Origin of the sequence: Intrasporangium sp., from assembly GCF_051961875.1 — a bacterium.
Classification (GTDB): Bacteria; Actinomycetota; Actinomycetes; order Actinomycetales; family Dermatophilaceae; genus Intrasporangium_A.
The window spans coordinates 1-11,692 of the sequence record NZ_JBQCCV010000149.1; the positions used below are offsets into that span (position 1 = coordinate 1).

Below are 11,692 nucleotides of genomic sequence, written 5' to 3' on the forward strand. Positions count from 1 at the left end.
GGCAAGGCGTGCTGAGGCGCCTCGGCACCCCCGCGACCGCCGTCGCCGTGCTCGCCGTCATGATCGCGCTGGCGACGGGCAGCACCACCGGGCAGCCGGCCGCGCCGGGAGGAACGGTGGACGCGAAGCCCGCTGAGCGGCATACGGCTGCCCTGTCCCCATCCGGCATCGCGTTCACCCAGCCGGTCAAGCCCAACCCGGCCGACCTCGCGGCCTACTACGGCGAGCGGGTGAAATGGGCGAAGTGCGCCCGCGGCTGGGGCGACTGCGGGACCGTCCGAGTGCCGCTCGACTACGACGAGCCCGCCGGCGCGACCGTGCCGATCAGCCTCTACCGGGTGCCGGCCGGGCTGCCCCCGAAGCGCAAGGGCACGCTCTTCATCAACCCGGGCGGCCCAGGAGGGTCGGGGACCGACTTCGCCCGCGAGGCGCACCGCTACTTCGGCGAGGACGTGCGGGCGGTGTGGGACATCGTCGGCTTCGACCCACGGGGGATCGGTGAGTCGGGCGGTTTCGACTGCCTCACCGACGGCGACCTCGACGCGCTGTATGCCGCTGACCCCACCCCAGCCACGCAGGCTGAGCGCCGCGCGCTGGAGGAGGCCGATCGCGCGCGGTTGCGAGGCTGCGTCGCGCGGGGCGGACCGCTCGCGCTCCACATGGGCACCGAGAGCGTCGCCCGCGACCTCGACATCCTGCGGGAGGCGGTCGGGGACGAGCGGCTCAACTATGTGGGGGTCAGCTACGGGACGATGATCGGTGCGATGTATGCCGACTTCTTCACCTCTCGCGTCGGCTACATGGTGCTCGACTCGGGGGTCGGGTCGGACGGGCTCGACACCCCGGACCTGACCCAGGCGGAGTTCGACGCGGAGGCCCGGGAGCGGGGCCGCGACCTCGACGCCGCGGTGGCGGACTTCGCCGATGCCTGTGGCACCCAGTGCTCGCTCGGCTCGGACGGCCCGGCCGTGTCGGCGACGATCGTGCAGGTGCTCGACGGGCTCGCGCGTCGCCCGCTGCCCACGGGCGTCGAGACGCTGCCGCGGCTGACCGAGGGGTGGGGCGTCGAGGCGGTCCGGGCGGGGCTCGAGGACACGAACGCCTGGCCCTACCTGGTGGAGGGGCTCGAGCACGCGCGACAGGGCGACGGGTCCGACCTCGCGTGGATCGCGATGGCGGACGTCGGTCGCGAGGAAGACGGCACCTATCCGGGGGCGAGCTTCGGCAAGAACCACCTGCCGGTGACCTGTGCCGACTGGCCGCCGTCGACGTGGTCGTCGATGGAGCCGAGCGCCCAGGTGCTCCGGGAGTTCCCCCTGCTGGCCCGACTCTCCCCGGGCCCGGGCGATCCCTGCGCCGGCTGGCCGGGACCGCACCGGCAGAACCTGCTCGTCGGCGCCGAGCTGGCCACCCCGATCGTCGTCATCGGCAACGAGCACGACCCGGTCACCTCGATCGGTGGGACCGAGTACCTCGCGTCCACGCTGATCCGGTCGCGGCTCGTCCGCGTCGACGCCTACGGGCACGGTGCCTACGGATCGGGCAACGCCTGCGCCGACAAGGCGGTGGAGGGCTACCTGGTCGGGGGCGTGGCCCCTACCAACGACACGAGGTGCCCGGCCAGCTGACGTACGGCGGGCACGGGTCCCGCCGCGAGAAGTGGTGTTGCTGCCAGGTGTTGTGGGCACCGTCTCCGATTTCCTCGTCTCGGTGACCTCTGCGTATACTCATCCACCGTGCCGCCGGACGCTCGTCGCCCTGGCCGGTCACGCCGCCTTAGCTCAGTCGGCCAGAGCGATTCACTCGTAATGAATAGGTCGTCGGTTCGATTCCGACAGGCGGCTCCACCAGCGCCCTCGACTCCGGTCGGGGGCGTTTCTGCTGCTCAGCGCCGGCAGGACCGGGTTGTGGATGACCGGGGTGGGTGTGATGCCGTCAGACAGCTCCACCTCACCCGGGGGTCCTCCTCACGACCAGCAGGCTCGCCTGTCACCAACGTCCGTGCTCGGTACAGGTAGGGTCTACTGCCCAATGCCTCGGGAGGCTCGCACGAGCCCGCTTTCGTATGCCAGCACCACGGCCTGGACCCGGTCGCGGAGCCCGTGCTTGGCCAGGATCCGGGCGACATGCGTCTTGACCGTGCCTTCCCCGATGTAGAGCCGGGCTGCGATCTCGGCGTTGGACAGGCCGTCGGCGACAGCCAGGAGCACATCGACCTCGCGCTCGGTGAGCTGGGGCAGGATGTCGGCGGGAGGGCGCGCAGGCGGCGCCTCGACGTACCTCTCGACGAGGCGCCGCGTCACTGTCGGTGTGAAGAGCGACTCGCCGGCATGGACCGCCCTGATGCCGTCGAGCAGGCGCTGGGGACTGTCGGTCTTGAGCAGGAAGCCCGAGGCCCCGGCCACGAGAGCCTCGTAGACGTACTCGTCCGGGTCGTAGGTCGTCAGCACCAGGACGCGGGTCGGCGAGCCGGAGTCGACGAGGGCCCGCGTCGCTGCGATGCCGTCGAGCTCAGGCATCCGGATGTCCATCAACACGACGTCCGGGCTCGTCTCCGCGGCGAGCCGGAGCGCGTGGCGACCGGTCCCCGCTTCCCCGACGAGCAGGAGGTCGGCAGCGCCCTCGAGAATCGTCGCCAGTCCGCTCCGGACGACGGGCTGGTCGTCGGCGACAAGGACGCGGATCGGGCTCATGGGTGGCTCATGGGTCGGGCACCACCGCGACGAGCCGCCAGCCGGTGCTTCCGTCGGGCCCGGCGTCGAGGTGGCCGCCGGCGGCTTCGACCCGTTCGGCGATCCCGCGCAGGCCACGGCGAGAGCCGCCGCCGCGGCCGTGCCCGGGTGGGCCTTGGCTGACGACCTCGACCACCACGGCGTCCTCCTGGTAGCGAACCGTCACCACCGTCCGCGCGGTGGGCGCGTGCTTGAGCGCGTTGGTCAGCCCCTCCTGGACGACCCGGTACAGGGTCAGGTCACATACCGGGGTCAGGTCCCGCGGTGGGCCCAGGACCACGAGCTCGGCGTCGAGCCCGGCCTCGCGAACTCCCTCGACCAGCTCCGGGGTGGTGCGGATCGAGGGCAGGGGGTCGCGGGTGGGGCTCTGCTCCGCCGACAGCAGTCGTCGCATCTCTCGGACGGCGTCGTGGCCCGTTCGTTGGATCAGGCGCAACCCCTCACGGGCACGATCGGGAGACCGATCCAGCAGCTGCTCCGTCGCCCCGGCGTGAAGGGCCATGACCGCGATGCTGTGGGCCACGACGTCATGCACTTCGCGGCCGAGCCGGGGTTGCTCGGCCGCCACGGCCGCAGCGATGGCGCGTTCCCGGTCCTGCTCGGCGACGCGTACCAGGTCCGCCGCCTCTTCGGCCTGCCGACGTCTCGCGTGGACCACCCGGCCGACGGCGAACACGGAGAAGGTGACCACCGGCGAGAACCACGCCTGTGACAGAGAGTCGACCAAGGGGTCGCACAGGTCGTGGACCACGACACCGAGCAGCGCGATGCACGCCACGACGTACGCCGGCCCGCCATACGCGGCAGCCGAGTACACCGCGACGAGTAGGGGGAGCAGCACCGCGGCCGTCTCGGTGGCGCCGAAAATGAGGGCCTGGGCTCCGATCACGGTGACGACGAGGGCGAGCACCAATACCGGCACCCTGCGGCGCCACGCCAGCGGGACCGTCATCGCGAGGCAGAAGAGGGCGTTCGGCCAGATCGGGCCACGAAACGAACCACCCCACGCGAGGACCTGAGCAACGACGACCAGTGCGGCGGCCAACGCGACGTCGACCACCCGGTCGAGCCCCGGCGGCCCGGCGTCCACGGAGAAGGCGGTGAGCCGCATGCACCAACGATAGGTGGACCATGTCAGCCGCGCGTCTGTCTTGAGGCAGATCCCGTGTCCCGCTTTGGGCCACGGCATCGGGCGCCGATGCAGACGACTCGGCGCGGGCGGCTCCCTAGCGTCTTTGCATCCACAACCGAAGGAGATGCTCATGAACACCTCACGGCTTCGCCGCACCGCGACCGCGGCCTGTCTTGTGCTGTGGCCGGTGTCGATGCTCGCGGCAGCCGTCGCCCAGCCGGAGATCGGCGAGCAACCTGCCGACGTCTATGACGCCGCATCGACCCAGGCCGGCCAGATCGCCGTGTCCGCCGCCATCGGCACCCCCGGAGTACTGCTGTGGATCGTTGCAGTGGCCGGCGTCGTGCACCTTGTGCGGGCCCGCGGTGCACTTCTCGCGAACGTCGGTGGCGGACTCGCCCTGCTCGGCGCCATCGGGCACGCCATGATGGCCACCCTGTTCCTCGTTCTCCTGGCGGTGCCGCAGGACGGTTACCGCACGGAGCTCCTGCCGGTGCTCGACCGGATGTCCGGCCAGGTCTTCCCCGTCGCGATGCCCCTGCTCATGCTCGGCGGGCTCGGCGTCGTTCTCCTCGCGTTCGCACTGCGACGCGCTGGGCGGGCGCCGCTGGCCACGCCGGTGCTCGTCACCGCAGGGTTTCTCAGCGAGTTCGCACCTCTCAGTGGGACCGCCCGTGACATCGTCCTGTGGGTCCTCGTCGGCGCCGGCCTGGCCCTGGCGGCGCTTCACGTGCTCAGACTGGACGATGCGCAGTGGGATCATTCTTCGCCCACAGCCACCGACGTAGCCCGGGCCACCACGTGACGGTATGTCGCTGGGCCGGCCTCGTGATCGATAGCCCACGCGCCGCGGCACGCCGGGTTGGTCGCGCGTGTCGCTCACGCGGTCTTTTCTCCCTAGGGTCTGGGTCATGGCGGGTCACCCCAGGACGGCGTTGGCCGTCGCTCTCATGGTCGCGACGACGTGCGGATGCACCTCCGGGTCCCCGAGCGGCGTCAAGAGCGGGCCCTCGACAGTTCCCCAAGGCGCGCCTGCGGCCGGTGGGGCGGCAACGACCCCTTCTGTGCTCCAGGCCGAGGCCGAGTCCACCACGGGCCTGTCGTGTGAGAAGCCGTCTGAGGCAGTCCTCGACTGGGCCGGTGTCGCGATCGCGAGCCACCCCGGCCCGATCAAGGCCTCGGCCCTCGTGCGCGCCGCCACCACGGAGACCGGTGACTGGTACGTCCTGGCCCTCGACCGCGAGTATGAACGCGACGATGGCACGACGACCGGGGAAGGCGATCGCAATGTCGCGCTGACGAACGGCGTCACGGGCGACCCCGACGACCGGAAGATGATTCCGCTGGGCAGGTCCGAGATCGGCGGCGTCCCCTCCGTCTCGTGGGACAACGTCACGTGGACCGGGGAGACGCTTGCTGCGGGGAAGCGGGCCGCTGAGCGCGTTGTCTCCTGCCTCGACGGCGGGCGGTGATGGGCACAGCGGTCGACCTCCGTGCTGAGATCGACGACGGCCGGACGCCTACGGGCTACCACCGCCTCCACGTGTCCCTCCTACTGAAGCGGACGGACTTCGAGCAGCTGGCGCACGAACTGCTCTCCTTGCGAGCCCACGAGGCAGCCGGTCTCGACGTCCGGGCCTCCGACATACCGGTCATCACCGGGTCCGACGTCCGGCTGCGGCTCGGCATCGGTTCCCTTGCCGTGACGGCCCCGTGCAGCGTCCTCGAGGTCATCGACGAGCCCACGCGCAGGGGTTTCACCTACGGAACGCTCCCCGGGCACCCGGAGTCCGGCAGCGAGCGGTTCCTCCTCGAGCGGGATGGTGACAGGCGCGTCCACTTCACCATCACCGCGCTGTCCAAGCCAGCCACTCGGCTCGCCAGAGCCAGCGGACCTCTCGGCCGGGTCGTCCAGCGCCACCTGACGAGCCGATACCTCCACGCCCTCGACCGCCTCTAGCCCGCACCCGTAGGGCACCCTGGCTCGCCGGGCGCGCGGAGGAGGCCCGCACATTGAGGGGTCCGGAAGGACATTTGCGTCCTAACCTCTGGACATGGGCCACGTCGACGTGGAGGACGACAGCATCAGGCGCTTCGTCGTGCGGCACTACCGCTATGACCCCGAGCGGCACGAACGTCGGCACGTCGTCGTCGGGGTCTTCGACAACGAGACCGAGTTCAGCGCGCTGATGGCCTCCATCCGGGACGACATCGAGCGCCGGCGCCGGGCGGGTGAGCCGGTGGGCCCGAACGAGCACGCGTCCGGGACGGTGTACGAGCCGGGGGACCGAGCCCGAGCCGCGGTGGGGCACCAGGTGCGGAGGATGATCGAGCACGGCGTGGACCCCCGCGAGCGGATCGACCTGAGGGAGCTCCCATCCAACATGGCGCTGCTCACCAGCGACGGCCACTGCGATGGCCAGAGGGACGGCCACAGGGACGGCCGTCGTGCATAGGTAGGACGGATCCGTCGCCTGGTTCGCCGGATCCTGGGCCCCCGCCAGCCGGAGTGAACCGCGAACCCTCCCGGGACCCAGGGCGGGAAAGGTGTGACGAAGCAGGCGCCCCCGAGTTGGAGTGGTCTGCCCGTGCTCGGCGTCCAGCCGAGGTGACACCCTGCAGGGAGGAGCACCCCCGCACCTGAGGAGATGACATGACGAGTGTTGACCTGCCGAGTGTCGCGCGACCCGACGACCTGCGCCGCATCGTCGACTGGACCGCGGCGGAGCTGTCGTCGGCGATCGGCTCGCGCCTCGTCACCTGTGTCGAGGTCATGACGGCGTACCTCGACCACATCGACAGGGTCAACCCGCAGGTCAACGCCATCGTCGCCATGCGGCCCCGCGAGGAGCTGCTCGCGGAGGCGGCCGAGAAGGACGCCATGCTGGCGCGCGGCGAGCGGCAGGGCTGGATGCACGGCTTCCCGCACGCGGTCAAGGACCTCTCCGACGTCCGCGGCCTGCCGACGACCAAGGGCTTCCACCGGCCGCTCGAGTCGGTGCCTCCGGCCGAGTCCGACACCATCTTCGTCGAGCGGATCCGGGCCGCCGGCGCGATCATCATCGGCAAGACGAACACCCCCGAGCTCGGCCTGGGCTCGCACACCTACAACCCGGTCCACGGCACGACCCGCAACCCCTACGACCTCGGCCGCACGGCCGGCGGCAGCAGCGGCGGTGCCGCCGTCGCCGTGGCCCTGCGCATGGTGCCGGTGGCCGACGGCAGTGACTTCATGGGGTCGCTGCGCAACCCGCCGGGCTGGACGAACGTCTACGGCCTGCGCCCCTCCTTCGGTCGCGTCCCGACCGGCGGCGGCGACGTCTTCGTCAACCAGGGCAGCGTCGACGGCCCGATCGCGCGGACGCCGCTCGACCTCGCGCTGCTGCTCGACACGATGGCCGGGTATGACGCCCGCGCGCCCCTGTCGATCCCGGCCCCAGGCGTCGACCACGCCGCCCTCAGCGAGCCCCTCACGGGGGGCCGGATCGTGTGGTTCCGCGACCTCGGCGGCTACCTGCCGATCGAGCCGGAGGTCCTCGAGGTCTGCGACGCCGCGGTCGGGCAGCTGAAGGACCTCGGTTTCGACGTCACCGTCCTCGACGACCTGCCCGCCCACGGCAGCTTCACCGGCACCGCCGACCTCTGGGAGCTCTGGCGCACCTACCGCCATGTCCTCAGCGGCGGCTCCAACATGGGGCTCTACGACGACCCCCGGACCCGGGCGATGCTCAAGCCGGAGGCCATCTACGAGATCGAGGGGATGCTCCACGGCCTCGACGGCGCGGATCCCATCACGGCCGCCCAGATGTTCGCCGCCTCGGTCCGCCGCTCCGACCTCTACCGCGGGTTCCTCGGACTGTTCGAGGCGGCCGACTTCGCGCTGCTCCCGACCGCGCAGGTCATGCCCTTCGGGATCGACATCACCTGGCCCGACGAGGTCGCCGGCCGGCAGATGTCGTCCTACCACCGGTGGATGGAGGTCTCGACGGTCGGCACGCTGCTCGGCGCCCCGACGCTCGCGATGCCCGCCGGGTTCGGCCCGTCGGGGCTGCCGATCGGCCTGCAGGTGATCGGCCCGAACCACGCGGACACCGCCGTCCTGCGCCTCGCCGCCACGTGGGACGCCGCCACCCGGTGGCCCGAGCGGCGACGTCCCGCGATCCTCGACTCCTGACGGCTCAGCGGGCCGAGCGGACCTGCTCTCCCGGGGCGAAGACGTCGAGCACGACGTTCTGGGCACCCAGGGCACCGCTTGGCGCCACGCTGTAGGTCGCCGCGCGTGCATCGAGCACGACGACCGACCCGGTGCCGATGACCTCAGTGCGACCCGGCCCCAGCACGAGGGCGGTGTCCTCGCCCAGCCCGACCGCGAGCTGCGACGGAGCGACCCGGCCGAGGTCATAGAGCCGACCCCAGCGGTAGTCGTAGGTCAGCGTCGGTACGAGACTGAGGTCGACGAGCCCGAGGCCGCGCTGCCACTGTGCGTCATTGGCCCGGAAGTAGGCAATCGCCTCGTCCTCGTAGTTCCGTCCGGTCGGATCGGCCTTCGGGGACCACCACGTGCCGAGAGCGGCAGCCATGTGCCGGTCGGCCAGCACGGCAGGCGCGTGCGACACCGCAGCCGAGACCCGCTGACGGAAGACCCGGTCCGCCAGTGCGGGGGCCAAGGTGGTGGGGTTCTGCGCGACGAGGACGACTCCCGCGGCCCGCGACAGGTCGAGGCCGTCCCAGCCCTCGCCGCGGTAGGCCACGACGTCCACGGACCCACGCCAGCCCGCCGTTCCCAGCCCAGCGGCATACCGCCGCGCCGTTGCGACATCGCCTTGGCCCACCGACAGCACGACGATGCGGGCAGTTGCGCCCCGGGTGCCGACGGCCCGGGTGGCCGTGCGCACGAAGTCCGGCACGACGCCGGCGCTGAAATCGCCGCTGACGTCTCCACCGAGGTAGAGGGTGCCGCCGGCGGAGGGGCCCCCTGCGATGGTCCACGGCTTCACCTTGGGGGTGGGCACTGGCGTGCCGTCGACGCTGAGGCGCCGCGTCGCCATGTCGTATGCCGCCCCGCCGGGTGTGAGCAGGTGCGTCAGGACGCGTCGGGCCGAGAGCAGCTCGGTTTTGCCGACCCACTGGTGCGTGGCTCCCAGCGTCTCGAAGTCGACGACTGCGACAGCGCTCGGGCCGAAGACGCCGCTCAGTGTGCGGTCGCCGGTGTTGCGGATTCCCGTCCCGTAGTCGACGCCCACCCCGAGGCGGCTCTCGCCGCCGAAGCGCTCGTCGCTGCTCGCGATCGTCGAGACGAGCCGGGCGAACCGGCCCCGCTGGAAGAAGTGTTGATCGAAGATCGCCCGTGTCGAGCCGAACGACAGGCCGCGCTCGGCGTCGGTGTCGTCGCCCCACCACATGAGGGTGCTGCCACGGCGGAAGCCGTCCCATGGGCCGAGGTCGCCGTCGTAGCCGTTGATCATCGACCGCGACTGGACGGCCGCACCCGCGCTCGTGCCGGCGACGACCGCACCGCGGGTGGCCGCGGCGGCGAGGGCCGCCTCCGCCGGGGTGTCCGCAAGCACCTCCATCGCGATGCCCTGGTCGCCCCCGAGGATGTAGATGCCGTCGGCGCTGCCGATCGCGGTCGAGTTGGCCGGATCGAGGGCGTCGGCCCGGTTGAGCAGGACGGCGAGGGTCGCGTTGCAACCGGTCTTGGGTGCGGTGACGACTCCGTCGCAGATCCTGCCGATCTGGTCGGTCCGGTTCTGCGCGAGCTGGAGGTTCTCCGCGCGCTCCTCGTCGCTGTTGCCGTAGGACGAGGGCACGACGACGAGCCGCACGGTCGGGCCCGTCGCGCGCTCGGCGGCTGCGCGGGCGAAGGCCTGGAGCGACTCGGTCTCGTAACCGCCCCCGATCGGGATGGTCAGCGTGGGCGGCGTGGATGCGGCGCCGGACGTGGCGCTCGCGAATGCAGCGCCGGGCTCGGCGCTCGCGGCCGGCACCGCGACCGCGGCGCAGAGCGCGACGGCGACCCCGGTGCTGAGCAGGGTGAGGGAGTAAACACCTCGGCGATGGTGTGTCATGCGGGCACGCTAGCCGCTCGGGTCGCCCTCCGCCCGGCGAAACAGAGTGCACCCGTGCCCGGGGTCCCGGTGGACCACCGCTGGCACGGTCTAGTGTCGGAGCAACGCGAACCAGACGCCTCGCCCTGTGGGGCCGAGCCCGAGGAGTGCCGATGAGCCACGCCCTGCGCAGCAGCACCGTCGACGGGATCATCCGCCGCAGCGCCCACACCTTCCGCGACCGGGTGGCCCTGGTCTTCGGAGAGCGCGAGTGGACGTATGCCGCTCTCGACGACGCCGTGTCGCGCGCGGCGAGCCGGTTGCTGGGTCTCGGCCTCGCCAAGGGGGACCGGGTCGCCGCCTACGGCAAGAACTCGGACGCCTACCTCATCGGCTTCCTCGCCTGCGCCCGAGCGGGGCTGGTCCACGTCCCGCTCAACTACAACCTGACCGGCGCCGAGCTCGGCTACCTGCTCCAGCAGTCCGGCGCGCGGGCGATCCTCGTCGACCCCGCCCTCGAGGCGCCCCTCGGGGGCGTCGATGCCGAGGTGCTCGACCAGCTCGAGCACCGGATCCCCCTGCGCGACAAGGCTGGGTCGATCATCGAGATCGCGACCGTGGGTGTCGTCGCGGGCATCGAGGTCGACGTCACGGACACCGACCTCTGCCAGTTCCTCTACACCTCCGGCACCACCTCCCGGCCCAAGGCGGCGATGATGAGCCACCGGGCCCTCGTGCACGAGTACGTCTCGTGCCTGGTCGGCCTCGACCTCACGCCGGAGGACGCGCCCCTGCACGTCATGCCGCTCTACCACTCGGCGCAGATGCACGTCTTCCTCATGCCGTGGCTGGCCATCGGCGCGACGAACACCCTCCTCGAGGTGCCCGACGCCGGAGAGATCCTGCGCCGGGTGGAGCAGGACGGCCACCGGGCCTTCTTTGCGGCACCGACCCTCTGGGTCGCCCTGACCAACCACCCGGACTTCGAGACCCGCGACCTGTCCGGCCTGCGCAAGGCCTACTACGGCGCCTCGATCATGCCGGTACCGATCATCAAGCGGCTCGAGTCGAAGATGCCCGGCCTCGGGTTCTACAACTGCTTCGGCCAGTCGGAGATCGCCCCGCTCGCGACGATCCTGCGGCCGGAGGAGCACGCCGACCGCCCCGACTCGGCAGGGCGCCCCTGCCTCTTCGTCGAGGCTCGGGTCGTCGACGGCGAGGGCAACGACGTGCCCGTCGGCGAGACCGGCGAGATCGTCTACCGGTCGCCCCAGCTCTGCGACGGCTACTGGAACAACCCGGAGGCGACCGAGGAGGCCTTCGCCGGCGGCTGGTTCCACTCCGGGGACCTCGTCCGGATGGACGAGGAGGGCTACGTCTTCGTCGTCGACCGGATCAAGGACGTCATCAACACCGGCGGCGTGATGGTCGCCTCCCGGGAGATCGAGGACGCCCTCTACACGCATCCCGCCGTCGCCGAGGTCGCGGTCATCGGGGTGCCGGACGAGAAGTGGATCGAGGCGGTGGCGGCGTTCGTGGTGCGCAAGGCCGACGTCACCGAGGACGAGCTGGCCGCCCATGCCCGCAACACCTTGGCGGGCTTCAAGATCCCGAAGCGCATCACGTTCGTCGACGAGCTGCCGCGCAACGCCTCCGGCAAGATCCTCAAGCGCGAGCTGCGGGGCGCCTGAAGACGAGGTATGCCGCTGGGCCGGCTTACCACGGTAGCCCGCCCAGCGGCAAACCTCTACTCGGGGGCTGTCAGCCAGCCGCTCCAGCCG

General features: G+C 71.4%; 10 protein-coding genes and 1 tRNA gene. 8 read left to right on the top strand and 3 right to left on the bottom strand.

The features are described from left to right. Nucleotides 1-1,628: alpha/beta hydrolase (locus ACTHJJ_RS09015; RefSeq protein WP_440302610.1), on the top strand; the 1,628-nt coding region annotated here is incomplete at its 5' end. A 142-nt stretch (nucleotides 1,629-1,770) separates the two neighbouring features. Then, nucleotides 1,771-1,847 (top strand) — tRNA-Thr (locus ACTHJJ_RS09020). A 174-nt stretch (nucleotides 1,848-2,021) separates the two neighbouring features. On the opposite strand, the gene ACTHJJ_RS09025 is transcribed toward ACTHJJ_RS09020, so the two are convergent. Next, entirely contained in the window at nucleotides 2,022-2,693 is a 672-nt protein-coding gene (locus tag ACTHJJ_RS09025) for a response regulator (protein ID WP_440302611.1), read from the bottom strand. Between the two features lie 7 nt (nucleotides 2,694-2,700). Then, nucleotides 2,701-3,843: a sensor histidine kinase gene (locus ACTHJJ_RS09030; RefSeq protein ID WP_440302612.1), complete on the bottom strand. Its 1,143-nt coding sequence runs from the start codon at nucleotides 3,841-3,843 to the stop codon at nucleotides 2,701-2,703. A 151-nt stretch (nucleotides 3,844-3,994) separates the two neighbouring features. Between ACTHJJ_RS09030 and ACTHJJ_RS09035 the strand changes: the two genes are divergently transcribed. The 5 genes from ACTHJJ_RS09035 (at nucleotide 3,995) to ACTHJJ_RS09055 (ending at nucleotide 8,038) form a co-directional block, all read left to right on the top strand. Then, on the top strand, nucleotides 3,995-4,669 hold the full coding sequence (locus ACTHJJ_RS09035; protein WP_440302613.1) for a hypothetical protein: 675 nt from the start codon (nucleotides 3,995-3,997) through the stop codon (nucleotides 4,667-4,669). A gap of 106 nt (nucleotides 4,670-4,775) precedes the next feature. Continuing rightward, entirely contained in the window at nucleotides 4,776-5,336 is a 561-nt protein-coding gene (locus ACTHJJ_RS09040; protein ID WP_440302614.1) for a hypothetical protein, read from the top strand. Beyond that, on the top strand, nucleotides 5,336-5,824 hold the full coding sequence (locus ACTHJJ_RS09045) for a DUF1990 domain-containing protein (RefSeq protein WP_440302615.1): 489 nt from the start codon (nucleotides 5,336-5,338) through the stop codon (nucleotides 5,822-5,824). Before ACTHJJ_RS09040 ends, ACTHJJ_RS09045 begins: the two co-directional genes overlap by 1 nt. Before the next feature lie 94 nt (nucleotides 5,825-5,918). Continuing rightward, nucleotides 5,919-6,320 carry a hypothetical protein gene (locus ACTHJJ_RS09050; protein WP_440302616.1) on the top strand — a complete coding sequence of 134 codons (402 nt, stop codon included), beginning with the start codon at nucleotides 5,919-5,921 and terminating at the stop codon, nucleotides 6,318-6,320. Between the two features lie 197 nt (nucleotides 6,321-6,517). Continuing rightward, nucleotides 6,518-8,038 (top strand): amidase, encoded by a 1,521-nt coding sequence (locus ACTHJJ_RS09055; RefSeq protein WP_440302617.1) that lies wholly within the window; start codon nucleotides 6,518-6,520, stop codon nucleotides 8,036-8,038. A 4-nt stretch (nucleotides 8,039-8,042) separates the two neighbouring features. On the opposite strand, the gene ACTHJJ_RS09060 is transcribed toward ACTHJJ_RS09055, so the two are convergent. After that, a complete protein-coding gene (locus ACTHJJ_RS09060; RefSeq protein ID WP_440302618.1) occupies nucleotides 8,043-9,932 on the bottom strand; it encodes a Type 1 glutamine amidotransferase-like domain-containing protein in 1,890 nt (629 codons plus the stop codon). Nucleotides 9,933-10,084: 152 nt separating this feature from the next. On the opposite strand from ACTHJJ_RS09060, the gene ACTHJJ_RS09065 reads away from it, so the two are divergent. Continuing rightward, nucleotides 10,085-11,602, top strand: coding sequence for an acyl-CoA synthetase (locus ACTHJJ_RS09065; RefSeq protein WP_440302619.1), 1,518 nt, complete (start codon nucleotides 10,085-10,087; stop codon nucleotides 11,600-11,602). Nucleotides 11,603-11,692: the final 90 nt, after the last annotated feature.